The 25805-nt window shown below is 52.1% G+C and carries 19 protein-coding genes; 15 read left to right on the top strand and 4 right to left on the bottom strand.

The window, feature by feature from the left end; all coding sequences use genetic code 11:
- The first annotated feature begins 235 nt into the window (after window positions 1-235).
- The 6 genes from E3E33_RS00470 (at window position 236) to E3E33_RS00445 (ending at window position 4684) form a co-directional block, all read left to right on the top strand.
- A complete protein-coding gene (locus E3E33_RS00470; protein ID WP_167711657.1) occupies window positions 236-1351 on the top strand; it encodes an ATP-binding protein in 1116 nt (371 codons plus the stop codon).
- Between the two features lie 905 nt (window positions 1352-2256).
- On the top strand, window positions 2257-3048 hold the full coding sequence (locus E3E33_RS00465) for a hypothetical protein (protein WP_167711656.1): 792 nt from the start codon (window positions 2257-2259) through the stop codon (window positions 3046-3048).
- The gene (locus tag E3E33_RS00460) at window positions 3041-3832 is read left to right on the top strand and encodes a nucleotidyl transferase AbiEii/AbiGii toxin family protein (protein WP_167711655.1); all 792 of its coding nucleotides are present in this window, start codon (window positions 3041-3043) and stop codon (window positions 3830-3832) included. Before E3E33_RS00465 ends, E3E33_RS00460 begins: the two co-directional genes overlap by 8 nt.
- Before the next feature lie 89 nt (window positions 3833-3921).
- Window positions 3922-4101, top strand: coding sequence for a zinc finger domain-containing protein (locus E3E33_RS00455; protein WP_012572828.1), 180 nt, complete (start codon window positions 3922-3924; stop codon window positions 4099-4101).
- Window positions 4102-4120: 19 nt separating this feature from the next.
- Window positions 4121-4396, top strand: a complete 276-nt coding sequence (locus E3E33_RS00450; protein WP_012572829.1) for an elongation factor 1-beta — start codon at window positions 4121-4123, stop codon at window positions 4394-4396.
- Between the two features lie 78 nt (window positions 4397-4474).
- Window positions 4475-4684, top strand: a complete 210-nt coding sequence (locus tag E3E33_RS00445) for a DUF2283 domain-containing protein (RefSeq protein ID WP_240911978.1) — start codon at window positions 4475-4477, stop codon at window positions 4682-4684.
- 12 nt (window positions 4685-4696) lie between these two features.
- On the opposite strand, the gene E3E33_RS00440 is transcribed toward E3E33_RS00445, so the two are convergent.
- Entirely contained in the window at window positions 4697-5722 is a 1026-nt protein-coding gene (locus tag E3E33_RS00440; protein WP_167711663.1) for a tetratricopeptide repeat protein, read from the bottom strand.
- 306 nt (window positions 5723-6028) lie between these two features.
- On the opposite strand from E3E33_RS00440, the gene E3E33_RS00435 reads away from it, so the two are divergent.
- The 7 genes from E3E33_RS00435 to E3E33_RS00405 all read left to right on the top strand — a co-directional run bounded on the left by E3E33_RS00435 (window position 6029) and on the right by E3E33_RS00405 (window position 18313).
- Window positions 6029-8839, top strand: a complete 2811-nt coding sequence (locus E3E33_RS00435; protein WP_167711654.1) for an anaerobic ribonucleoside triphosphate reductase — start codon at window positions 6029-6031, stop codon at window positions 8837-8839.
- Window positions 8840-8868: 29 nt separating this feature from the next.
- Complete coding sequence (locus tag E3E33_RS00430; RefSeq protein WP_167711653.1) at window positions 8869-9582, top strand: anaerobic ribonucleoside-triphosphate reductase activating protein; 714 nt, start codon at window positions 8869-8871, stop codon at window positions 9580-9582.
- A 132-nt stretch (window positions 9583-9714) separates the two neighbouring features.
- A complete protein-coding gene (locus E3E33_RS00425; RefSeq protein WP_167711652.1) occupies window positions 9715-10845 on the top strand; it encodes an ABC transporter substrate-binding protein in 1131 nt (376 codons plus the stop codon).
- Window positions 10846-10847: 2 nt separating this feature from the next.
- Window positions 10848-11894: an iron ABC transporter permease gene (locus E3E33_RS00420; RefSeq protein WP_167711651.1), complete on the top strand. Its 1047-nt coding sequence runs from the start codon at window positions 10848-10850 to the stop codon at window positions 11892-11894.
- Window positions 11887-12660, top strand: coding sequence for an ABC transporter ATP-binding protein (locus E3E33_RS00415; protein ID WP_167711650.1), 774 nt, complete (start codon window positions 11887-11889; stop codon window positions 12658-12660). The genes E3E33_RS00420 and E3E33_RS00415 overlap by 8 nt, the downstream gene beginning before the upstream one ends.
- Window positions 12657-16415 (top strand): cobaltochelatase subunit CobN, encoded by a 3759-nt coding sequence (locus E3E33_RS00410; protein ID WP_167711649.1) that lies wholly within the window; start codon window positions 12657-12659, stop codon window positions 16413-16415. Before E3E33_RS00415 ends, E3E33_RS00410 begins: the two co-directional genes overlap by 4 nt.
- On the top strand, window positions 16391-18313 hold the full coding sequence (locus tag E3E33_RS00405) for a VWA domain-containing protein (RefSeq protein WP_167711648.1): 1923 nt from the start codon (window positions 16391-16393) through the stop codon (window positions 18311-18313). Before E3E33_RS00410 ends, E3E33_RS00405 begins: the two co-directional genes overlap by 25 nt.
- 75 nt (window positions 18314-18388) lie before the next feature.
- Here the strand turns inward: E3E33_RS00405 and E3E33_RS00400 are convergent, their stop codons facing one another.
- Window positions 18389-19573: a hypothetical protein gene (locus E3E33_RS00400; RefSeq protein WP_167711647.1), complete on the bottom strand. Its 1185-nt coding sequence runs from the start codon at window positions 19571-19573 to the stop codon at window positions 18389-18391.
- A 185-nt stretch (window positions 19574-19758) separates the two neighbouring features.
- On the opposite strand from E3E33_RS00400, the gene thsB reads away from it, so the two are divergent.
- Together thsB and E3E33_RS00390 are read left to right on the top strand one after the other, a co-directional pair.
- Complete coding sequence (thsB, locus tag E3E33_RS00395; RefSeq protein ID WP_012572840.1) at window positions 19759-21393, top strand: thermosome subunit beta; 1635 nt, start codon at window positions 19759-19761, stop codon at window positions 21391-21393.
- Window positions 21394-21516: 123 nt separating this feature from the next.
- Window positions 21517-22584 carry a DUF1464 family protein gene (locus tag E3E33_RS00390; RefSeq protein ID WP_167711646.1) on the top strand — a complete coding sequence of 356 codons (1068 nt, stop codon included), beginning with the start codon at window positions 21517-21519 and terminating at the stop codon, window positions 22582-22584.
- A 422-nt stretch (window positions 22585-23006) separates the two neighbouring features.
- Here E3E33_RS00390 and E3E33_RS00385 read toward each other — a convergent pair whose 3' ends face one another.
- Together E3E33_RS00385 and E3E33_RS00380 are read right to left on the bottom strand one after the other, a co-directional pair.
- Window positions 23007-23594: a hypothetical protein gene (locus E3E33_RS00385; RefSeq protein WP_167711645.1), complete on the bottom strand. Its 588-nt coding sequence runs from the start codon at window positions 23592-23594 to the stop codon at window positions 23007-23009.
- A 6-nt stretch (window positions 23595-23600) separates the two neighbouring features.
- Entirely contained in the window at window positions 23601-25583 is a 1983-nt protein-coding gene (locus E3E33_RS00380; protein WP_167711662.1) for an IGHMBP2 family helicase, read from the bottom strand.
- Between the last annotated feature and the right edge of the window lie 222 nt (window positions 25584-25805).

The following is a 25805-nucleotide window of genomic DNA, read 5'->3' as shown; positions in this document are numbered from 1 at the left end:
CTTCCTTCGCATGTTGAGGCTTTTGCCTCAACACCTCGGGAAGCTTCGCTTCCCAAGGAGCGCTGGTGGAAATGATGTACCTATTCTGAAGTGTGATTATTTTATGATTAATTCTTCAGGGTGGGGCGGTCAGCGTAAACTCTGGTTCATCTCAAAAACAAAACGGATGATTGGGGAATTTCATCACAATTAAATTTTTATCCATATTCCCATGAAACCTTATGTGGTGAAAGCTATGGGATGTCAGAAGCCGAACTATTTCAGTACGGCACCAAAAACCCGTGTATGCGATCTTTTCGGAAGGGACTATCACGTACATAAGTTCGAAAGATGGATGCTGAATCCAAACCGGAGATTCTTCATAATTACCGGCCCTCGAAGAGTTGGTAAAACGAGCTTTCTCTACTCCACACTCAACGAGTTGCATAAATCAAAGAACTATCAGACCATTGTAATTGACGTGAGGAAAGTAATCTCAATGAACAAAAACTATCCAGAAAAACCCATCTCCCAAAAAATGACTGGACTCTTATCGGGAAAAAAGCGTTTCAAAGAAATATTCCCCTTTGCAAAAATAACCGTGAAACTCCCGTTCATCGAGGTAGCGTGGGAAAATAAGGAAGAGCTTTCCCTCGCCGAGATATTCGACGCTCTAGGAGAAACAGACCACACTTTCGTAATAGCCTTTGATGAAGCGCAGGAACTGAGATATGGACAAAATGACCTCAGAGAACTTTTTGCATCGGTACTTGATTCGCCAGAGTTACAAAACATAAAACTTATCTTCACCGGTTCACAAGTTGGCATACTCGAAAAATGGCTTGCGGTTGATGATGGCGATTCCCCTCTCTATGGACGCTTTGAAAAACGTATCCACCTCAACCGTTTCAGTCCCAATGAAACAATACGCTTCCTTGAGGAGGGCTTTGAGCAAAACGAGTTTGATGATTATGATTTCGATGAACTCATACTCGCGTACGATGAGGTAGGTGGCACGCCGGGCTGGCTCATTGATTATGCAAATGACCGCCTTGAAGGCTACACTCACAGAAAAGCGCTCAAAAACATGATCGAGAAGGCGAAAAGAAACGTGATAAGTGAGTTCAAGCAACTGAGAAAAGACAAGAAAAAAGAATCAAACTACGAAAAAGTCATGAGGGTCATCGCGAAGAAAGTTCATGAGAGGGGATATGCGACGTTTGGGGAAATAAAGAACTATATGGGTCTAAATGATTCCACGGTGAGAGAATTACTCATCAAGCTTGAGGATTATGGATACATTGAACAGGTAGGTCATAACAGATATACAATTTTTGACCCTATTGTAGTGAATGTGTTCATTGATGTATAAGATTATGCATCCCAAGTTACTTGGGATGTGGAAAGTTGTTCGTTGATAGACATGTTTGGCGTAGTTGGAAGTACATACACCCTTCGATGAGCTTGGGAACTGAAGTGATGTTCTCAAGATGTTGCTTTTCTCATTTTCGCCATTCTTCGAGCGCTCCTTCTTTTCCCGGGGAGAAAAGTTCAACCGGCTCGCATTTTCCCAATTTGAAAATGGTCTGTCATTTTTGCAAAATTTTTGGGGAATTCACTGGCCTTTTATAGTATGTGCATCACTATCCCTAACTTTTCCATCTGCTTCCCTAACTTCAAAGGCCTCTCCCAGAACTTCCATCTGTGTCTCACCGTCCCTAGTGAAGGGGGTTCATTTGCGGGGATCCTCTCTGGTCGATTCTTGCTAAGTGTTCAACTCTAGTCTGCTCAAACAGACTAAACCACGAGGTTTTTATTCCGTTCGGACAGACTAGACTGTGGCGTGGTCGTCCATAACGGAAGCTTGGAAACAGAAATGGCGTGTGGTTTGTCCCCCGTGAAATGTTTCTCCTGATGCTTTGATCTTTTTCGTAGTTCCCTTTATACAACCTGTATGAGGGGAGGCCGGTGTTGTTAAGGTTTGGTTAACTCCCGCAACTCCTATGCACATCTTTGGACGTCCCCCATAATGGGGGGCCTCTCATTTCTCCGAGAACATGCACCACTGGGGATGTCCTCCCTAAAGAACAGGGGGAGATAAGGTAAACCTCCGGGGCGTGGGGGCGTTAGCCCCCCGGTAATTCAAATAAAACCGGGGTGCGGGGTGGAACCCCGCATCTCACCGTATCAAGTGAGTGGTTATAGAATGCCATATGTTACACCCCTTTAACCTCGTTCCGAAAATTTTATTAAGAAAGTTACCACAGTGGTCACTATATGCAGAAAAATTACTACCTTACAAAAACTGAACAGGACATAATTAGGGCGATACGAGGGACTGATATAGTGAGTGCTGACGAGATTAGAGAACTCTTTCCAGGTCTCAGCAGGGAGATGGTTAAAAAGGTCCTTTGGAGCCTCTCAAAAAAAGGATACCTCACAAGGCTGAAGAAAGGCCTCTACCTCGTCAACGAACAGCCAGGAAACCCCTCAATAAAAAACCCCTATCGGATAGCCCTCGCCCTGTTCCCGGGATACATAGCTTTCTCTTCCGCCCTGAGGCTTTATGACCTACTCGACTACGAGCCGTTCACGATATTCGTGGCCACACCGAGAAAATCCGGTGAGAGAACCGTTGGGGAGTACACGATCAGGGCCGTTGCCCTGGGAGAAAAGGCCACTGGAATGACGCTTAAGGATGGCGTCTACACCTCCACCCTCGCGAAGACGTTCTTTGACTGCTTCTACAAGCCGAGATACTGCGGGGGCTACTCTGAGATAACCAAGGCCCTTTATGAGGCCGGAAAGCTTGACTGGGACGAATTCTTGGGCTACTTCGAACGCTTTGCCAGCGACTCCCTCTGCCAAAGGACTGGCTATGTTCTGGAGCTCCTCAAAAACGAGTTGGGGGTCGACATCCCCGAGGAAGTTCTTAACTATCTAAGGGGCAAGGTTAGAAGCTGGACGAAGCTCGTTCCAACTTTTCCCTCCCGCGGGAGGAGCATAAAAGAGTGGAAAGTGATAGACAACCTTGGAAAGGAGAAGATACTGGGGTGGGCGTATGGATGAGGAAATGCTCCGGTATCTGGCAGCGAAGACTGGGCTGGGCTTGAACTACATTGCCAAGGAGGAGAGGATTTCCTTCCTGCTGAGTCAGCTATGGGAAATCTTCGGCGAGAGGGCGATACTCAAGGGCGGCACTGCCCTCAACAGGGTTTACCTCGCAAAGATTGGAGCGGCAAGGTTTTCCGAGGACATAGACATTGACTATTTTGACGGCGACGTTGGCAGGGCAGCTGAGGAGATAAAAAAGGGCATGAAGCTCGTCGAAGGATTTGACATTAAGGGGCCGAGGATTCTGCACAGGACTTTTCGGTTCGATTGCTATTACAGGAATCCTCTAGGGAATAGGGATAGGGTCAAAGTTGAGTTCTACCTCAGCAGGCCGCCCTACGTTGAGGCCGGAATTGAGCTGGTTAAGTCTCCCTTCGTCAGTGAGTATCCGACCATGTTCAGGGTCTATTCCTTTGAGGACCTGCTCGCTAAGAAACTCGCTGCCCTCTACAACCGCACTGAAGGCAAGGACATCTACGACTCCTTCCATGCCCTCAACATGGAGTTTGATGAGAAAAGGTTGGAAAATGCTTTGAAGCTCACTCTTGAATTCTATCACATCGAGGATGAGTTTTGGAGAGGTTTGATTGAGAAGCTCGATTACGCAAAGAAAAATGCCCGATACATCGGCAACTCCACCAACCACTTTATCCCCAAAAGCTTACGTCCAAACTGGGAAGAGATGATAGAAAGCCTGAAGCTCAGAATTGAAGAACTGGGTCGGGTGCTTTCATTGTAGTTCGCGCCTTTTCCCAGAGAAAGGTTTATAAGCCAACTCCCTCAATGCCCACCAGTGATTAAAAACCACCTTTCTTGGAGGTGTTCGCAGTGGAAGCCAAGTTCGAGATACCCGTATGCACATCATGCGGAAAGGAGATAACCCCAAGGGAGCACGCCACTCACTTCGTCTGCCCGAACTGTGGCGAGGAGATCATCTGGCGCTGTGAAAGCTGCAGGGTCCTCTCAGTTCCCTACAAGTGCCCCAAGTGCGGCTGGGAGGGGCCGTGAAGTTTAGGAGGTGAAAGGAATGGCTGACTACAACCTTGTTGGCGTTATAAAGGTCATGCCGACCGACCCGGATGTCAACCTCGACGAGCTCGAGGAGAAGCTCAAGGCCGTCATCCCGGAGAAGTTCGGCCTCGCCAAGGTCGAGCGCGAGCCTATAGCTTTTGGTCTCGTTGCCCTCAAGTTCTACGTCCTCGGTAGGGACGAGGAGGGCTACTCCTACGACGAGGTTGCCGACCTCTTCAGGCAGGTCGAGAACGTCGAGAGCGCCGAAGTTGAGACCGTTTCGAGGATCTGAATCCTCGACTTTCTTCTATTCTCTCGTGATTTAACACGATGTTTTTAGTTTGCTGCTCCGATTAAGGTGGGTTGAGGTATGAAGGTTAGGTATGACCCAAGGGCTGATATCCTCTATATTCTGATCAGAGAGGGCCCGGTGGCAGACACCGACGAAGTTGACGAAGACGTGTGGTTCGAGTACGATGAGGAAGGAAACATCGTCGGGATCGAAATATGGAACGCTGGGGGAGAATGTTATCAGAAAAAGTCTCTTGGAAATAGAGCGCTATACGAAGGCGTTGAATAGAAAAATGGAAGCCTAAAGCCCCAAACTCAGGCTCAGCTTTGGCTTCTTCCACTCGTCGAGGATTGCTTTCAGATCCTCGTTCTGAACCTTGGCGTAAAGCTCGTCGAACCTTTTCTTCGCTTCCTCGTCTCCTCCCCTCCAGCGGGCGAGCTCGCCTATAGCTCTGAAGAACTCCGCCGTGTCGTCCTCGAAGACTTCAACAAAGAGCCCGATGTTCTCGTGGATGTCCTCGTAGGCCTCCTCGTTGAACAGTCCCTCGATGAAGTCAACGAGCGTGTCGAAGACGAGGCCGAAAATCTCTTCGTTCGTATCGACGGCCTTCAGGAGCGCGTCGCGGAGAGCCCTGAAGGCCTTTCCGTAGTCCTCTCTGCCAGCCCAGATCTCGGCCTCCACCAGCTTGGCGTTTATCTCTATCTCGTTGTCCCTCGGGTTCTTGAGAACCTCGTTTATCAGCGCCTCGGCCGTGTTATAGTCTCCGAGTTCGTATCTGAAGTGCGCCAGGTCGAGGAGGCTTATGAGGTAGTTCTTCTCGTCGCTGAGCCTCTCGAATATGTCCCTCGCGCGCTCCATGAGCTCTATGGCTTTCTCGGTCTCGCCGATCTCGTCGAGGTTCACCGCAATGTTGGCCAGCGTCAGCGCTATCTCCCTCTCGTTCTTGAGGACTTCCTCCTCAAGCTTGAGCAGCTCCTCATAGGTCTCTATCGCCTTCTCTGGCATGCCGAAGTGCTCGTAAGCATCGGCCAGGTAGTAGAGCGCCGTCGCGTACTCCTCTGGATCTTCCTTCTTCCTTTCGGCTATCCTCTTGTAGAGCTCAATGCCGCTCTCGGCGTCGTCGAGGTGAGCGTAAACGTGGGCTATCTCATGTGCTAAATCGTAGGGGCCCTCGCACTCGATGACGACTTCCTCAAGCCTCTTCAGCTCCTCCCTCAGCGTCTCCTCATCTTCGATGTTCTCGATGTAATCGTCAAACAGCTCGAGCAGCTTCTCGCAGTCCTTCTCTTCCAGAGCCTTCTCCCACTCGGCCTTGATATCGCTCATTTTTTTCATCACCAGTTCCGCTTCTCTGAACGGGTTAAAAAGGTATGCTTTATATACACTGATGATATTTAGACAGGGTAGTCAGTTAATTTTTGCAGTTATGCCAATCACCTGCCGGTGTTGTGGTATGAATTGAAATTCACGTCCCACCATAGCTGTCTTTTTGATTATAGACGTTTTATCCATGTAGGTGGCTAGACCATGTTCTGGGGGATTAGTTGTCTCATCTTCAACACCTGCGGGGAAAGTGTTATATCCCTGGGGTGCTCTTTCTAACTGTTGGATAAATTATCCAGGTGGTTGAAAATGGAAACTGTGAGGGAGGACATTATCCAGGAGTACACAAGGTGGGGGAGTCTCGACGTTCTCGAAAATGCAAACCGCTATCCCGGGCCAACCGGCTTCTTTGCCTACGTGATGGAAGAAGCGCTCAAAGAGCACCTCTCGCTCATCCCAACGGAGGGCAGGGAGGCTCACTTCAGCGGCGATATCTACATCCATAAGCTTCCCTACAGTCTCTACATTCCCTACTGCACGGGCCACAGCACGGCGAGGCTCCTTGAGAAGGGTCTAAAGACGCCAACGATAATATCGAGGCCGGCCAAACACTTCGACACCTACGTCGACCACATAGCCAACTACCTCATAACCATGCAGCACTACTTCAGCGGCGCTCAGGCCCTCTCAAGCGTCGAGTGGTACGCGGGGCCGTTCATAAGGAAAGAGGGCCTCGACAGGAGGAAGATACGGCAGAACATTCAGAGACTGGTCTACAACCTAAACTATCCGAGCAGGGTGGGGATGCAGTGCCTGTCCGAGGACACGGTTATACTAACCCCCTATGGGTGGAGGAGATATGATGAAGTAAACGTTGGAGACGTCATATATACATTCAACGTTGAAACCAAGAGTATAGAGCCAAGGGTTGTCAGGCATGTCCATGTATCCCACTATTCCGGTAAGATGTACAACTTAAGAAACAGGACACAGGATCAGCTGATTTCTCCGAGGCATAGGGTGGTAAGAAAGGTCTTCAACTCGGACAGGTATACTCTCACTCCGATTGAAGAAGTCTTGAAGTTCAAATCGCCGATACCCGTCCCCACACCTGCCATTACTAAATTGGAAAACGATGGGATCGAGATGAATGAAGAATGGATAAAACTTCTTGCATGGATACTTTCCGAAGGCTCAATTGAAAAAAGGTCCAAAGGAACCTCCCGAGTAACCATAGTGCAGTCTCCAGAATCACATCCTGAGGAATACAGAGAAATACTGGAGCTCTTATCAAAACTGGGACTTGGGTACACAATAAGGGATGACCCTGGCTGGGGAAATGCAAAGGCAATCCGCTTGAACGCCGAATCCTCTAAGATAGTTGTGGAGAAACTTAGGATAAAGGGAAAGAAGCCTCCGCTGTGGCTTTATCAACTAAACAGAGAGCAAGCTAAGGTTTTCATCGAGACATATGTGAAGGGGGATGGATACACTGAAAAGGGGGAGAACAGAGTTAGAATAACAACGACAGACGAGGAAATGAAAGATGCCATAGTGGCAGTTGCCGTTCTTGCAGGATACAACGTTTCGGTTTCAGTAAGAACGCCAAATCCTCCCTCCAAGAAAGCCCAATACATAGTTACCTTAACAGCGACAGGGCACGAATATATTCAGGAAATAAAAGAGGTTGAGTATTCCGGGATTATCTGGTCAGTGAACACAGAGAACGAGACCGTTATAGCAATGAGGAAAGGTTCTGTGTTTATAACAGGAAACACACCTTTCACCAACTTCACCGTGACCCTGGACGCCCCGAAGGAGATGCTCGAAGGCGACCACGCGGTTTACGATGGCAAAAAGCTCGAGCCTCTCGGAGAGTACGAGAGAGAAGCCAAGGAGTTCTTCATAGCCCTGACTGAAGTGCTCAGAGAGGGTGACGCGATAGGTCAGCCCTTCACGTTCCCTATCCCCACCCTGATGGTCACCGCCAAAATGCTCTGGGACGATCCAGAGGTCTTCGAGGCCGTCTTTACAACTGCTGCAAAGCGCGGAAGCTTCTACTGGCTCAACACGAACGTCGTTGACCCCGATGCGAGCTACGCGATGTGTTGCCGCATAGCCATTGACAAAACCGAGATGGCCTTCGCCTTCGGCGTCTCCGAGAAGAGCGTCGAGGAAGAGGCCATAGAGAAGCTTGAACGCCAGCGCTTCGGCGGCCTCTGGGCGATGCCCGACGTCACTGGCTCTGTGAACGTCACGACGGTCAACCTTCCGAGACTTGCACTCAAAGCCAATGGCGATGACGATAAGTTCTGGGAAGAGTACGAGCGCGTTCTCCAAGTCGTCAGGGACACCACCGACTGGTTCCGTGAGCGCTACGTGAGACTGATAACGAACTACCGCCAGATGTATCAGATGATCCACCTCTACCTCGAGGAGTTCCCGTCGAGCCACTTCAATACAATAGGAATTCTTGGTTTGCCAGAGGCGGCTGCAATTTACCTCAATGAACCTGGACTCTGGACTGAAGGAACGAGGAAGGACTGGCTCAAAGCTGCGGAGCTGATGAAGGAGATGGTCGAGTTCGCCACGGCCAGGGCGAGGGAGTGGATGAAAGAAAGTTGGACGCCGTGGAACGTTGAGGAAGTTCCGGGAGAGAGCGCTGCGGCAAAGCTTGCCATAAGGGATCTCCGCGAGTTCCCCTGGCTAAAGGACTACCTGAGCGACGTTGACAATCCAATTTACTCCACCAGCATAGCGCCCTACTACGGCTCGCTTGAGCTGGGCGACAGGATACGCATAGAGGAAAAGGTTCAGAGGAGCTTCACCGGTGGAGTGATGATGCACATCTTCTTAGGAGAAGAGCCGGACCCGGAGGCTTTAGCGAAGCTTACCAAGAGGCTCATGAAGACAGACCTCGTCTACTGGAGCTACACACCTGCAGTGACAGTCTGCAACGACTGTAACCACTCAACTACGGGCCTGCACACCCACTGCCAGCGCTGCGGAAGCGAGAACGTCGAGATATGGAGCAGGATTATCGGCTACTACCGCCCGCTCAAAAACTGGAACCCCTTCAGAAAGAAGGAGTTCTGGACGAGGAGGCACTACACCTCCTGACATCTTCTTTTCTCTTGGGGGGTGATTCGATGCTCACAGGTGGCTGGAAAGCCGTCAGCATGGTGGATGTGCACGGAAAGGTCACCTTTACGCTCTGGCTGTGCGGTTGTAACTTGAAATGTCCCTTCTGTCATAACTGGCGGATAGCTGAGGGAAAAGGCTGCTTCGAGCTGGAACGGGGGGCAATGCTTGAGGAGCTTGAGGTGAACTCCTTCCTCATCGATTACTTCCACGTCACCGGTGGCGAGCCGCTGATGCAGTGGACCGAGCTTTCATCGCTGTTAGCCAGTGTGAAGGCTCTTGACGTTCCCGTCAGCCTCAACACGAACCTCACCCTCGTTGGGCCGCTTGAAAAACTCCTTAATGCCGGGCTCGTTGATCACATCGCGACCGACCTGAAGGCACCCCCGGCTGCTCTCTATGGCCTTCCTGAGGAAGCCAGCGAACGGCTCTGGAGGCTGTTCCTGCGGGGACTTGAGCTGGTATCTAACTACGGTCTTCCCCTTGAACTTCGCATTCCCGTTCCCAAGGGCTTTGACGTATGGCCATGGATCGAAGAGGGGCTCGGACACCTCGATACGGAGTTTTACGTCGTCCTTAATCCTCTTGTTGGAAAACCGCTGACGAATCCTCGCGACGAAGCATGGTGCTCTGCCCACTGCTGGCCGGAAGATGAAGTCAGAAATCTTGGAGAGAGGCTTGATGAGCTTGGTATTGAATTTCACGTAAACAGGTGGGCTTAATTCTTTTCGTTTTGGTGTTATCGAAACCATAAGTTATAAACCTGCTGTTTTAAAAAGTGTTAAAAATCAGCAATATCCTTCCGGTTTTGTATTACTAAATTAGAAATTAGTAGCACAATGGCGGTGAGCACAATGAAATCCCGCGGAAAGACATTCACCCTGTTTCTGGTCGGCGTCTTGCTCCTCGCCGTCGTGGAGAGCGGCTGTATAGGCGGCGAAACTACTACAACGACCATAACCGCGCCCTCTCCCGGCCCAACGGAGACGGCTTCGTCCCCAACAACCACCACTGCCGCTCCCAAGTACCCGATAACCGTCACGGACTTCGCGGGAAGGACAGTCACCATAGAGAAGCCGCCCGAGAGGGTGATAGTGCTCTCCGGCTACTGGGCGGAGATACTATGCGTCCTCGGCGTCCAGGACAGGATAGTCGGCATAGGCAAGTACGTCCCCTACGACCCCTACCTCCCGGATGATGTGAAGAACAAGACCGTCGTTGGCAGCAACTTCAAGGGCCTCAACTGGGAGACCGTCGTCGGTTTGAATCCAGACCTCATAATAATCGACTGGTACGGCGGCAAGTACGCCGACGCCGAGACGATACAGAAGGCGGAAGAGCTCGGCATACCCGTCATAGCGCTCACTGCCAGGACCATCGAGGACAATGTGGAGGTCGTTAAGCTCCTTGGAAAGGTGTTTGGTGAGGAAAAGAAGGCCGGTGAGCTGGCCAGATGGATGGAGGAGAAGCTCAGCGCCGTGAAGGAAACCGCCGCCCAGATTCCGGAGAGCGAGAGGAAGAACGCCCTCCTCATAAGCGCCCCCAAGGACATCGCCGGCCCGGTCACTGTCTACGCCACCGGAAGCGCGTGGGCGAGTATGGTGGAGCTCATCGGTGCCCACAACTTAGCTTTCGACATGACCTTCGACACCCAGTGGCCCAAGCTCGACCTCGAGAAGATAATCGCCTACTGGGGCAACGACACGGACGTTTTAATCCTGACGTCATTCAGCCAGGACAGGCTTGAGGACGCCATGAACGGCATTAAAAATGACTCAAGGTGGCAGGAAATCAAGGCCGTGAGGGAAGGACACGTCTACGGCATTCTCGCAGGTTCAAAGGGCTACCTCGACTGGGGCCCGAGGATAATAGTCGGCCTCTACCAGATGGCCAACATAATCTACCCCGACCGCTACCAGAGCTGGGAGTCGGTCAGGGACGAGCTGATTGAGAAGTTCTACAGCCCGTTCTACCAGGGTGGGTGAGCATGAGGAAGGCCCTCCACCTTTCCTTTTTGCTCTCCCCAGTTCTTGCCCTCATCGTAAGCCTGTGTATAGGGACCTATCCAATTCCTCCCTCCGCCGTCGTGAGTATGGTGCTCCTTAAAGGGGCTCAGATCATCTCCGAAGTTTTGAAAACTTTAACCCTCGGGAAGATATCCTTCTCCGTCACAATTCCCTACCCGAGCGTTTACCAGACCATACTCTTTGAGATACGCCTTCCCCGCGTCCTGATGGCCATGCTCGTCGGCTCGGCCCTTGCCATCTCGGGCGCTGTCCTGCAGGCCATATTCAGGAACCCCCTCGTCAACAGCTACATCCTCGGTATCTCTTCTGGGGCGGCATTCGGTGCCGCCTTGGCCATAGGCCTCTCCGTTGGCGTGGGGGTGACTCCTTCAGCGTTCGCCTTCGCGCTCCTCGCGGTCTTCATAACGACCTCGCTGGCGAGGGTCGGCGGAAGGATAACCCCAGTCTCGCTCGTACTCGCTGGAATCATAGTCAACGCCTTCTTTTCAGCTTTAACGTCCCTTCTCAAGTTCCTTATGGAGCACGATAAGCTGGCGAGCATCGTCTACTGGCTTATGGGGAGCTTCGCCAACTCTGACTGGGGCTCGGTCAAGGTGGCCTTCCCGGTGATCCTCGCCGGCTGTTTCCTGATATACTCAATGCGCTGGCAGCTGAATGTGCTCTCCTTCGGTGAGGAGGCTAAAATCGTGGGTGTCGAGACCGAGAAGCTGAAGTTCGTCTTCATAGTCATCGTCTCCATGATAACGGCCGTCTCAATAGCCTTCTGCGGTATAATCGGGTGGGTCGGGCTGATGATACCGCACATAGTCAGGATGGCCTTCGGCCCGGACCACAAGACCCTGATACCCCTGACGATAACCCTCGGGGCTTCGTTCATGGCCCTAGCAGATACGCTCGCGAGGTCTGTGGCGACCTACGAGATCCCGATTGGTATAATAACGACCCTCCTTGGAATTCCCTTCTTCGCTTACCTGCTCAGAAAGACGGGCGGTGGATGGGATGCTTGAGGTCAGAGGCCTGTCGTTCAGCTACGGTGATTTCAGCATCGAGGGGGTCACCCTCGAGGTGAAGGAAGGGGAAGTCGTGACGCTCCTTGGCCCCAACGGGAGCGGGAAGACCACCATACTGAAGGCCATCTACGGGCTGCTGAAGCCAAAGGAGAGGTGCGTCTTCATTGACGGCCGGGACTTCCACGGGCTGCCCATCAGGGAGAGGGCCAAGCTGGCCGGCTACGTCCCACAGTCCCACACGCCGCCCTTCCCATACACGGTTCTGGACGTGGTCGTCACGGGTTTGGCTTCCCAGCTCGGCCCCTTCGAGAGCCCGGGAAAAGAGCACTACGAGAAGGCCCTCGAAAAGCTCGGGCTCCTCGGGCTCGAGCGCTTTAAGGATAAGCCTTACACCCAGCTGAGCGGCGGTCAGATGCAGCTGGTTCTGATAGCGAGGGCCCTCGTCCAGGAGCCGAGGGTTCTGCTCCTCGACGAACCAACGGCTCACCTTGACTTCAAGAACCAGGTCAAAGTCCTCGGGATAGTCAAGAGGCTCGCGCGGGAGGAGGGCATCTCGGCCATCATGACGCTCCACGACCCCAACTTGGCCTCCCTCTACTCCGACAGGATAGCCCTCGTCAAGGCGGGCAAGATCAGGGCCGCCGGGAGACCGCATGAAGTCCTGCGCGAGGAGATGCTCCGCGATGTCTACGGCGTCCCCGTGTGCGTCCTTGAGTTCGACGGCTTCAGACTCATACTTCCCAGAACGGAGGTGATTCAATGATATGCTTCATCATGGGGTACGGCGCGAGGGCCCTGCCCCTGCTGGAAGAGATACTTGAGGAGGAGGGAATAGATGGGCTCGTGCTCACGGATCAGAACTGTGAGAGAGAGCTGGATAAAGTAGAAAAGTCGGATGTAATCTTCATCTACGCCCACGAGCTTCCCGAAATAGTTGAGGAGAGGATTAAAGAAAGCAGAGCTAAAGTCATTGCCTGCGCCGGCCGGGAGGGCCTGGCAAACGTCCCGGAGGAGGTTCTGATAAAGGCCAAAACTTACTACGTCCTCGGAGGCGAAAAGAACCTGAGAAACCTGGTCAGGTTCCTTGCGAGCCTCACTGGAGCGGAGGTCGACTACGAAGATCCCCGGGAGGTGCCAATGCACGGCATTTACCACCCCGTGCTGGGCCTTTTTGAAAGCTTGGACGAATACTTGGAGGTTTACAAGAAGAGGCCCCTCATTGGAGCTCTCTTCTGGAGGAGCGCTTGGCTCTACAAGGAGTTCAAACCAATTGGAGAGCTTATCCGGGCCCTTGAAGAGGAAGGCTTTGGGATAATCCCGGTCTTCACCTACGGAAAAGACTCAAGGACGGGGCTTGGAAGGGAGAAGAGCGAGGCTGTTGAGGAGTTCTTCATGAAGGACGGAAAGCCAGTTGTAGAAGCTTTGGTTAGCTTAATCTCCTTCGGCACGGTCGAGCTGAAGAACCTGGAGAGGCTCAACGTCCCGGTCTTCGCCCCGATAAGGTCCTACTATCAGTCCCTCGAGGATTGGAAGAAAAGCGAGAAGGGCGTTGACTACATGACTCAGGTCTATGGGGTAATAATTCCGGAAGTTGCGGGTGCAATTGAGCCGATTTTCATAGCCGGAACCAGAAACATTGAGGGCTACAAGAAGGGCGAGCCCTATGAAGAGCACATGAGGTACCTGGCCAGAAGGGTGAAGAAGTGGGTCAAGCTCAGGAAGAAGCCCAAGGATGAAGTTAGGATAGCAATCGTTTTGATAAACCCGCCGTGCAAAGGTCTTGAGGCGAACGTTGCTGTGGGCCTCGGCCTGGATGTTCCCGAAAGCATCGTCAGACTTCTGCACGAGCTTAAGGAGGAAGGCTACTACGTTGGCGAAGACCTGCCGGAGAACGGTGAAGAGCTGATAAAGCTGATCCTGGAGAGGAAGGCGATAAGCGAGTTCAGGTGGACGAGCGTTGAGGAGATCGTCAAAAGCGGTGGGGCGATTGACTTCGTGGGCCTGGAGGAGTACCTTGAGTGGTTCAACGAGCTGCCGGATGACCTGAGGGAAAGAATCGTCGGGGACTGGGGAAGACCTGAGGATGTCCTGGCTGGAAAAGTGGACAAAGCGCTGGTCGGGATGGCCCACGACGGGAAGTTCGTCGTCCCGGGGATAAGGTTCGGAAACGTCCTCATTACGCCCCAGCCCAAGTTCGGCTGTGCCGGGGCCAGGTGCGACGGAAAGGTGTGCAGAATTCTGCATGACCCAACGATAACCCCACCTCACCAGTGGTGGGCCGTTTACAGGTGGATAACCAGGAAATTCAAGGCTGATGTGATGGTCCACTTCGGAACCCACGGCTACCTTGAATTCCGGCCCGGAAAAGGCGTTGGACTATCCCCTTCATGCGTTCCTGAAGCTTCTTTGGACGACGTTCCCCATTTATACGTTTATGCTGTCTCCAATCCAATGGAGGGAGTCATTGCCAAGAGGAGAAGCTACGCAGCGCTTGTAGACCACATTTATCCCCCGATGGGGATGGCGGAGGTTCTGGACGATTTGGATTCCCTCCTGACCCAGTATGCAAAGGCTAAGAACCTGGGAGATGAGGCAAGGAGAAAGAAAATTTACGAGCAGATCCTTGAGAAGGCCAAGGAAAACAGGCTGAGAATAGCGAACCCTGAAAATGAAGAGCGGACGATAGAGGAAATACACCGCTACGTCGAGCTGATGAGGGGCTCCCAGATAAACCTCGGCCTTCACGTCTTTGGATACCCACCAAACGAACCCGGAAGATTGGCGGAATACGTTGCCACTGCAATGGCCTATGATTCCTACGCTTCTCCTTCGATTAGGAGAGTCATAGCCGAGGCAGTGGGCCTGGACTACGATGAACTAAAAAAGAACCCATTGGGAACCATAAACGGGTTCACGAACAGGGAGCTTCTGGAGATTTTCCAGGGGATAGCAGTCAAGAGCCTGGAGCGTTTGCTTAAGGGGGAGAGCTTTGAAGTTATTGGGGAAGAAATTGAGAAGTTTGGATTTAAAGTTAAGGAGAAAGAGAAGCTTGAAGAAACGTTTAGAAAAGCCCTTGAAGTTGCAGAGAAAATAATCGGGTGTAAAAAGGAGCACGAAGGATTCTTGAAGGGATTGAAGGGAGAATACGTTGAACCCGGCCCCTCGGGAGCGATAACGAGGGGGAAGTTCGAGATTCTGCCGACGGGAAGGAACTTCTACGCAGTTGATCCAAGGACTCTGCCGACTAAAGCGGCGTGGTGGATAGGGGTTGAAACCGCGGAGAAGCTCCTTGAGGAATACATGAAAAAGCACGGAAAATACCCGGAGAGCGTCGGACAGGTTCTCTGGAGCATAGACGGCTATAAGGCTGATGGAGAGCAGATAGCCCAGATTCTGTATCTGATCGGAGTCCGGCCGGTTTGGAAGGGGGACGTGGTTGCCGGTCTTGAAGTCATACCTCTGGAGGAGCTCGGAAGGCCGAGGATTGACGTCCTGGTGAGGATAAGCGGAATAGTGAGGGACACGCTGCCGAACTACATCTACCTGATTGACGAGGCCATAGAGAAGGTCGTTACGCTGGATGAGCCCTTGGAGATGAACTACATTAGAAAGCACTACGTTGAGCACATCAAAAAGCTAATTGAGCTCGGAAAGAGCTTTGAGGAAGCGCAGAGGTTCGCAAGGTTTAGGGTTTTCTCGGCCCCGCCAGGTGCCTACGGGGCTGGAGTGAATTTAGCGGTTGAATCATCGGGCTGGAGGAGTGACGAGGACTTGGCCAAGGTGTGGATTCAGTGGAGCGGCTACGCCTATGGAAAGGATACCTTTGGCGTTGAAGCATATGACTCGCTGGTCTTGAACCTGAAAGAGGTGGACGTGGTTAACAGAAACCACATAAGCGACGAGCACGACCCGACTAACTGCTGCTGCTATTTTGCTCATCATGGAGGATTCAAGGCAGCCGTTGATGCCCTAACCGGCAAGAACGCTGAAGTGGTTCAGACGGACACGAGGGACATAAGCGATACCAAAATCGTTGAGGTGAAAGTTGAGCTTGAGAGGGTCGTCAGGGCAAAGCTCCTCAACGAGCGCTGGATTGAAGAGATGAAGAAGCACGGTTACCGGGGGGCGAGCGAGTTCTCCAAGAAGATCAACCACCTATACGGCTGGGAGGCAACGACGAAGCTCGTTGAGGACTGGGTTTTTGACGAGATAGCAGAGAAATACGTTCTGGACGAAGAGATGAGGAGATGGTTCGAGGAGCACAACCCCTACGCCATCGAGGAGATCGCGAGAAGGCTGATTGAGGCCTATGAGCGCGGCCTGTGGGAGACGAGTGAGGAGCTCATTGAAAGGCTCATGGAAGTTTATTCGGAAATCGAAGGAATTCTGGAAGAAAGCCTTGGTGAAGGAGATGTTCAAGGTGGAACGATTGAAATCTACACTGCCCAAGATGATGAACACTGGAATGAAAAGATTGAGGAGGTGGATAAAATATGGAGCCTCGTGAAAAACGATTAGTCTTCCCGTTCTCTGCAATAGTCGGGCAGGAAAAGGCCAAGCTGGCACTGCTGGCCGTGGCCGTTAATCCACTGATCGGTGGTGTCCTGCTTAAGGGTGATAAGGGTACGGGAAAATCGACCCTGGTCAGGGCTCTGGCCAACGTTTTGCCCGAGATTGAAGTCGTGGCGGACTGTCCCTTCAACTGCAATCCTAAGAACCCGCTGGAGATGTGCGACAGCTGCTATGAGAGATACGAAAATGGGGAAGAGTTGCCCATAGCAAAGAGGAAGATGCGCGTTGTGGACCTGCCCCTTAGCGTTACAATAGACAGGCTTGTTGGAACCGTTGACGTTGAGCGCTTTTTGAAGGAGGGCAAAAAAGCTCTTCAGCCTGGAATACTCGCGGAAGCAAACAGAGGAGTTCTTTACATCGATGAAGTGAACCTCCTGGACGACTACATAGCCGATTCACTATTAGATGCTGCTGCAATGGGATGGAACACGATAGAGAGGGAAGGAATCTCTTTCAGGCATCCGGCGAGGTTCATCCTGGTTGGAAGCATGAACCCTGAGGAAGGCGAGCTCAGACCGCAGATCCTCGACCGGTTCGGTTTATGCGTTGAAGTTTCAGCATCGATGAACCCTGAGGAGAGGATAGAAATAGTCAAGCGCGTTGAAGAATTCCATGAAGACCTCATAAGCTTCTACAAAAAGTATGAGAGCGAAGAGAAGAAGCTCACGGAGAGGATCGTTAAGGCGAGGGAGATTCTGCCGGAGGTCGAGATAAGCGACGATTTGCTGAAGCTTTTGGCTGAAACTGTCGTTAACCTGGGAATTAAAACCAACAGGGCCGAGATAGCAACGATAAAGACGGCCAAAGCTATAGCTGCACTAAACGGAAGGAGAAGGGTCTCACTGGAAGACTTAGAAAAAGCTATGGAATTAGCTTTACCGCACCGCCTGAGGGACAGGCCGTTCCAAAAGCCACCCCAGATGAGGCCCCCGAAGCCTAAGGACGATAGCAAGCACAATCACGACCACAAAGGCGACCATAAGCATGAGCACAAGAAGGAAGAAAAAAGTGAAAGGAGAAACCAGGAGTCTCGAAGTCAGGGGATTGGGAATTTGGAGCAGAATTTTCGCTCAAGCGAAGCTAAAATCCCAAGGATAGAAAGTAAAAACTTTGATGGAAGCGAATTCACAGGATACCGCTCCTCAAGAGATGTCAGCGTCACAGTGGTAAACTTTCCGAAAGGCATTCCCGTCTCTTACGTTCCCCCTAAAGGTGAAATAAGGGATGTTGATTTTTACAACTCGGTTATTTGCGCCATGTTGAATGGCAAAAAGCCTCCAATAAAGCTTGATTTAAACGACCTTCGCGTTAGAGTCAGGAAGGCAAAGGCACCGACGCTCTGGGTTCTGCTCCTGGATTCGAGCGGAAGCATGGCAGTGCAGAAGAGGATAAGCATCGCGAAGGGAATAGCGGAGAAGCTGGTTGAGAACGGCTACATCAAAAAGTCAAAGATGGCCCTGATCGTTGCGAAAGGTAACCAGGCGGAGATATTCGTCCCACCCACCAAGAACTACTGGGAAGTGCTTGAGAAAATAGAGAGCGTTCCGACTGGAGGGAGGACACCTTTAAGCTCCGCCCTCTACAATCTTCTGCTTTTGGCGAACAGGGAGAGGATGAAGGACAGGTCGGTCAAGGTGAGGGCTTTTCTAATAACCGACGGAAAGGCGAACGTGCCGCTCTTTGGAAAGAGGATTAAGGAGGAAATAACAGAGCTGGCCAGGGTGCTGAAAAAGAGAGAGGTCGAGCTCACGGTTTATGACACTAGAGGAAGGGGGATAAACCCGGGCCTGTCGTATGTCCCCATCCTGGAGCAGGTTGCGGGGGCGAAGGTACACAAAGTTTAGTCTGCCTAAAAGCCATCAGTTTTTTAGTATCTCAATAGAATCGTCTCTAAAAACAAAGTAGAAAAGGGAAATACTTCATCCACTGTAAATGTGGAACTCCACGTATCCTTCAGTGGTGTAGTCCCACCAAAACAGGGTCTTTTTCCCATACTTTGCCCCATAGTGTTCCACCCAGTCCATGGGAGAGCCTTGGGGGACCCGAATCGTTGCGCCTGGCTCTATCTGGTAGGTTGAAGAGCCCACGGGTGCACCTTCGTCAACGTTATGCCACCATTTAGCCAGCTCTAGGTAGTAGTCGCTTTGATCATATACGACGACATCAGGTAGAGTATAGCTCCAAGAAAGCGAGGCGGAGATTGATGCACCATCTTCACCTGCGGAGACGCCAATTGAAACCCCAACCGTGGTGGAGCCAACGGTTGTGGTGGGAGCATAGTCTGAAAGGAAGTAGTCACTGTTATAATAGTCAGCGTCTATCCACGTGTACATATCAGCAGTTTTCCAGCCGGAGTCCCAGAGATACTCTCCCGGAACAGACTGCTGCCTAACGTGAACGCTGTACCAGTCGTAGGTATACGAACCATCGTTGGAGAGTTTGTAGTATAATGGTCTAACGTTTAACCTACCGTAGGGTTCCCAGAGATCAACAGTAGAGAAATCCAGCTGGTATATCTGAGTCCAGTCCCCAGTGGACTCTATGCTCACATCAAGAGTTCCTGCGTTGGAGGGCATGTTGCGAACTGCCCATCTGTATGCTTCTTCTACGGCTCTTCTCCCGGGATCTGGTGAAATAAACACCTTTGTCACGAGTACGCCCTCACTCAGGGGATACACTATGTAACCACAGACTGTCTCTCCTTTTATGGGCCTGCCATCAGGTGTTTTGCCACCAATAATCTCAGGTTTGAACTGGTGAGGAAGTAGTGACTTTATGACTTCTGTGTGTCCATTTACTACTATTATGGGAATCCCTCTAAGAAGTTCGTCTTTTAGGCTTTCCTTAGTCTCAGGATGTTCGGCAACATAGGGTCCATCAACGATTAGTATGTGCGCTTCTTTGGGAATCCCGTTCTGGAAGGGATGGATATTTTCAAAGACTCCATAAAGATCGCGACCGAGATAATACACAGGTACGGTATTCTTTATCGGCTCTTCCGTCCCAGCATTTTGGGGTGAAGGTTCGGAGGCAAAAGCGCCCGCTGCTACAAGTCCTACTACAAATAACCCCAATAGTATGCTAAAAATTTTCTTTTTTATCATAGCACTTCACCTCCGAATCTTCAATAAATTTTCGGATTATAATGACTTAATTTTTTTTACTATTGGCGCTACTAAATCATACCGAAAATTTTATAAATAGTCCAAAGGAACGATAAAACGGATACACTAATTGTAACTAAAAGTCCTCCACCCATAAAAAAGAGAACGGGCGGAGGTGGGGGGAGATGGCCCAGCTCGCGGGACAGCCAGTTGTTATTCTGCCTGAGGGAACCCAGAGGTATGTTGGAAGGGATGCCCAGAGGCTCAACATCCTGGCCGCTAGGATAGTCGCCGAGACCATCAGGACCACCCTCGGTCCGAAGGGTATGGACAAGATGCTCGTCGACAGCCTCGGCGACATCGTCATCACCAACGACGGTGCCACCATCCTCGACGAGATGGACATACAGCACCCTGCTGCTAAGATGATGGTCGAGGTTGCTAAGACCCAGGACAAGGAGGCCGGTGATGGTACCACCACTGCCGTCGTCATCGCTGGCGAGCTCCTCAGGAAGGCCGAGGAGCTCATCGACCAGAACATCCACCCGAGCATTGTCATCAAGGGTTATGCTTTAGCTGCCGAGAAGGCCCAGCAGATCCTCGACGAGATCGCCAAGGACGTTGACGTCGAGGACAAGGAGGTCCTCAAGAAGGCTGCAGTGACCTCCATCACCGGTAAGGCCGCCGAGGAGGAGAGGGAGTACCTCGCCGAGATAGCTGTCGAGGCCGTCAAGCAGGTCGCCGAAAAGGTCGGCGACAAGTACAAGGTCGACCTCGACAACATCAAGTTCGAGAAGAAGGAGGGCGGCAGCGTCAAGGAGACCCAGCTCATCAGGGGTGTCGTCATCGACAAGGAGGTCGTCCACCCAGGCATGCCGAAGAGGGTTGAGAACGCTAAGATTGCCCTCATCAACGAGGCCCTCGAGGTCAAGGAGACCGAGACCGACGCCGAGATCAGGATCACCAGCCCGGAGCAGCTCCAGGCCTTCCTCGAGCAGGAGGAGCGCATGCTCCGCGAGATGGTCGAGAAGATCAAGGAGGTCGGCGCCAACGTCGTCTTCGTCCAGAAGGGTATTGATGACCTTGCTCAGCACTACCTGGCCAAGTACGGTATCCTCGCCGTCAGGCGCGTTAAGAAGAGCGACATGGAGAAACTCGCCAAGGCCACCGGTGCCAAGATAGTCACCAACATCCGCGACCTCACCAGCGAAGACCTCGGTGAGGCCGAGCTCGTCGAGCAGAGGAAGGTCGCCGGCGAGAACATGATCTTCGTCGAGGGCTGCAAGAACCCGAAGGCCGTCACCGTCCTCATCAGGGGCGGTACCGAGCACGTCGTTGACGAGGTCGAAAGGGCCCTCGAGGACGCCGTCAAGGTCGTCAAGGACATCGTCGAGGACGGCAAGATCGTCGCTGCCGGCGGTGCTCCGGAGATCGAGCTCGCCATCAGGCTCGACGAGTACGCCAAGGAGGTCGGCGGCAAGGAGCAGCTCGCCATCGAGGCCTTCGCTGAGGCCCTCAAGGTTATCCCGAGGACCCTCGCCGAGAACGCCGGTCTCGACCCGGTCGAGACCCTCGTGAAGGTCATCGCCGCCCACAAGGAGAAGGGCCCGACCATCGGTGTCGATGTCTTCGAGGGCGAGCCAGCCGACATGCTCGAGAAGGGCGTCATCGCCCCGGCCAGGGTTCCGAAGCAGGCCATCAAGAGCGCCAGCGAAGCTGCCATAATGATCCTCAGAATCGACGACGTCATCGCCGCCAGCAAGCTTGAGAAGGACAAGGGAGACAAGGGCGGCGACGACTTCGGCAGCGACCTTGACTGAAGGCTTTGAGCTTTAGCTCTCCTACCTTTTCTGTTCTCCAACTTTTGGCTGGGCTTCCCTATGGCAAGCCTTTTTTAAAGAACCTTCCATTCTCAACTGGAGATAAACCTAAGGGTGTTTTCCATGAGGGTCATAGGCGTCGATCCCGGAACGAAGAGCTTCGACGTTATAGGGCTTGAAGACGGGAGGATAAAGCTTGACCTTACCTTCCCGAGTGAAGTGGTCGCAGAGGCACCTGAAAAGATTGTCAAGGCCATTGAGGACTTCAATGCCGATCTTATAATTGGGCCCTCAGGCTACGGAGTCCCGCTGAAGCACATAAGCGAGCTGACAGACAGAGACCGCTTCGAGATGACGCTCGTGAGAGAAGAGGAGATGAAGGAAATCCCTGTCCTCATCGGGTTACAAAAGATGGTAAGCGAGATGGCTGAGAAGGGCATGAACGTCTGGTTCATCCCTGGTGTTATCCACCTCCCGACGGTGCCGGAGTGGAGAAAGTACAACAAGGTTGACATGGGAACGGCCGACAAGATGGCGATAACAGTGCTCGGTATCCACGACCAAGCGAAAAGGTTCGGAACCGAGTACAGTGAAGTTTCATTCGTCCTCCTTGAGGTAGGTTTCGGCTACAACTACGCCGGAGCGGTTAAAGGCGGAAAAATCGTTGATGGCATCGGCGGAACCATTTTCCCCGGTCCGGCCTACGTGAACAGCGGCGCCCTCGACGGCGAAGTTGCCTACCTTATGGGAGGGGTCAAGAAGTGGCACCTCTTCTGGGGCGGAGCTACGGTAATAGCCGCCAACGAGATACTCCCGCCGGAGGAGTTTGCCAAGAGGCTCGACGAAGAACCGTTCGCAAAGGCTTGGGAGGCCATGAAGGACGGCTTCTTAAAGGCCGTTGCGAGCGAGCTGGCCGTTGTGGGCAACGCTAAGGAGATAATTCTCTCCGGCAGGCTGATGCGCATAGACGAGCTCAGAAAGGACGTGGAAGACCTCTTCGAGGAGCGCTTTGGACTTCCCGTCGTCAAGCAGAGGGGTCTTGAGGGCAGGGCTAAGGAAGCCGCCCAGGGGAGCGCGATAATAGCGGACGGCCTCGCGGGGGGCCAGTTCAAGGATCTCGTCGAGCATGTCGAGATAAGGAAGGCCAGGGGAAGCGTTTTGGACTACGTAAAACTGCCCCTTCAGCTTTGATGCTTTATTATTTTGGGACATCTCCGCAGGGAGGAGGAACCAGTGATCGGGAGAGTTTTTACGTAACGGCCTTCTTGAGTTTTTGCTGGCCTTCTTTTCCAGGTCAGGTTTAGGGGACTTAAGGGGGTGAGTTTTTGTAGACCAAACGCCAAAGTGTTTCGTGGTGGAACAGATGGAGGAAATTGAGGCCGTCTATGAGAACGGTATATTGGGGAGGATAGAAAATGATAGTAATAGATGCCGTACTAATTTTTTATGAGTCGAATCACAAAAATTGTCTGGAAAAGCTCAAAAGTTGTCATTATTGATTACTTGTGTTCTTTTGTTCAGTCTTTTACTCTCCCTTCCCATCGTCCCACTCATCGCGTACACTCTGCTGAAGACGCTCGTGTGGATGCAATCTCATTAAGGGCAAGTGGCGTTTATAACTTCTCGACCTCTTCCTCCAACCTCTTCAGCTTCCCCTTAAACCTTCTCACCTGCTCGTTCGCGATGTCCACGATTCTCTCGATGTAATCCTCGCTCACCCAGAGCTCGCCATCCGCGCCGAGCGGAACGTCCATTCTCTCCGTCGAGCGAATCTCAACGAGCAGTTTCTTGTGGCTCACGCTCTTGATGTTGCTGTACTTGAAGCCCAGTCCGATGGCAAGGTTTAGTAGTTTAACCGCGTCCTCCATCGTCCTCGCGCCGACGTGCAGGATAGGGCTCCTTACGAGAAACCAGAGCTGACCGCTGGAGTGCTTTTTGATAGCTTCAAGGACTTCCCCGAGCTCGACTTCCCGGTGCCACTTGCCGAGCCAGGCGGCGTTGACCTTGTCTCCAAATTCGGGCATCTCCATTACCGAAATCCTTCCTGAGCAGGAGGATGTTGTGAAGTAGTTCTCGAGCGAGTTTATCTTCTCCAAGAGCGGAATTATGTCCTCATCCACCTTGCCCTCTTCCAGTGCCTTCCTAAGGCCTGCCATCGCCCTGGCCTTCTGCTCGTCGAAGTTCTTGGTAAATAGGAACATGGCCCCTCATCCCCCGTTGGTCTTAAAATCATTTCCAATCTCAACGAACCTACCCTCAGCTTTCACGAACTCGATGAACCTTTTGTAAGTTGAATGAACGCTTAAAGTTTCGGAATCCCCAACCACTATCAGCTTCCTCTTTGCCCTCGTCAGCGAGACGTTTAATCTTCTCAAATCCTTCAGGAAGCCAACCTCGCCCCTCTCGTTTGAGCGCACGAAGGAGAGGATTATGACTTCCTTTTCCCTGCCCTGATAGCCATCCACGGTTTTGACCTCTATCTCTTCGGGAACGAGTGAGCTGATTAAGTCACGCTGGTCGTCGTACGGCGTTATCACGCCAATCCACTCTGGCTTGACGCCCATCTCGAGGAGCTTCTCAACGGTCTCGGCCACTATCCTCGCCTCAAGTGGGTTCTCCCTGCTTTCGCTCCCGCGCCTCTGCCTCTCCCACTTCTCCGGGTGTTTGGATGTGTCTATAAAAACGAGCACATTGCCCGCTTTCAGGATTTCATCCCATGGTTCCCCAAAATTGGGGCACTTAATTCCGAGATCTGTGAGAGTGATGCACTTAACTCCGGGTGCTGCCTTTATTTTCCCATCGTAGAACTCCCGGTTCGGAAATTCCATCAGCCTCTCGTTCATCCTGTACTGAACGGTCAGCATAGCGCTGTCCTCAGGATAGCGCTCAATCAGTCCCTCAAAAAGTGTCCTGCTGAGCTCCCGCGCCTTCTCACTCAGTATTGTCGGCGGCAGCTGCCTGTGGTCGCCCGCTAAAACGAAGCGTTTGGCACGGTTTATAGGTATTAGCACGCTTGGTATGGTCGCCTGGGTCGCCTCATCTATGATGGCCACATCGTAGTCTGCGTAGCCGATTACCTCCAGCCCGGCCGAAGCGTTGGTGGTGAGAACAACGTCTGCCTCCTGAATTATCTCTCTGGCTATTCTCTCCTCCAGCTTTCTGGCGTCGTCGAAGGCCTTCTGGACGAGCTTGTTGAGCTTTATCCAGTTGGCCATCTCCCTGATGAGTTTTGCCGGTACCCCTCTCGTGCCCCGCCTCCTCCTCGACAACGCAAGGATTTCAATGTCGGTCAACCCGCGCCTGTACTTCGGCAGGGGCTTTGTGAAGGTGTCACGCTTTTCCGCGAGGTTCTGTGCCGTGACTCGGAGTTCTCTCAGCTCGCCGTATAGGTCATGCTTGGTCATGAGATATGCAAGAGTTGTCTCGTGGAGGTGTTTGGAAACGCGGCTTGGGTGTCCAACCCGGACGATTTTCAGGCCCGATTCTGCTAATCGCTCAACGAGGTTGTCCACAGCCACGTTGCTCTCTGCCGTTGCAAGAACCTTGTGGCCGCGCTCCACTTCCTGCCTTATCAGCTCGGCCAGCGTTCTGGTTTTGCCCGTTCCAAAAGGCCCGTGGATGAGGAAGAAGTTGGGGCTCCCGAGTGCCTGGCTGATTGCTCTCCTCTGACTCGCGTTCAGGCTTTTATCGATCGGATCAAACTCGACCGGCTCACTTTCTTCCGGATCCCTTAGGCCGAGATAGAACTCCAGTGCCCTCTTTCCGCCCTCATGGAGGTGTTCAAGGTTTTCAATCCAGCGCTTGAATGTGATATCGTTGGCGTAGAGGTCCAGCCTTACTCCTTTAAGCGCCCATTCCGGGACAGTTTCAAGGGCGACTGTAATGAATCGCTTCCCCTTCTCTACGACGGTTCCAACTAGATCGCTCTTCAGGGGATCGCGTTTGCTGATAACCACCAAATCCCCTACGCCTATTTCCGTCTTAATTTCCCGTTCTCGACCGTATTTTACCAGGAAGTAGCCGAGTTCTTCCCCGATTATTTTGCCGTTCAGGCCAAGGATTGCTCTGCCTACCTTCTCACGCTCTCTGCCGCTTAGCCTTTTCATCTCTGCCCTCATGGCTTCTATCTCGGCCTTTCTTTCGTACTCTACGAGAACCTTGAGGTGGTTGATGAACTTCTCAAGCTTCATTCTCGCTCCCAAGCGGAGGAAAGAAGAACGTCTTAAAAGGTTGAGGGTTGGTCAGCCCATGCGAGTTTCCTCACCGCTCGGACGAAACTTCCCTCATCATCCCAAGAAGAGTAGAGAAAGGGGGTTAAAAAGCTAACCTGTATTTAACTCAAGGATGTTATATCAATAAGTATCCTCGATCAGAAAAGTTTATGTACTACCATCCAAAGTTTTCAGTGATAA

This window comes from Thermococcus sp. GR5, from assembly GCF_012027535.1.
In the GTDB taxonomy this organism is placed as follows: Archaea; Methanobacteriota_B; Thermococci; order Thermococcales; family Thermococcaceae; genus Thermococcus; species Thermococcus onnurineus.
This window is presented reverse-complemented; position numbering and strand designations above follow the sequence as displayed.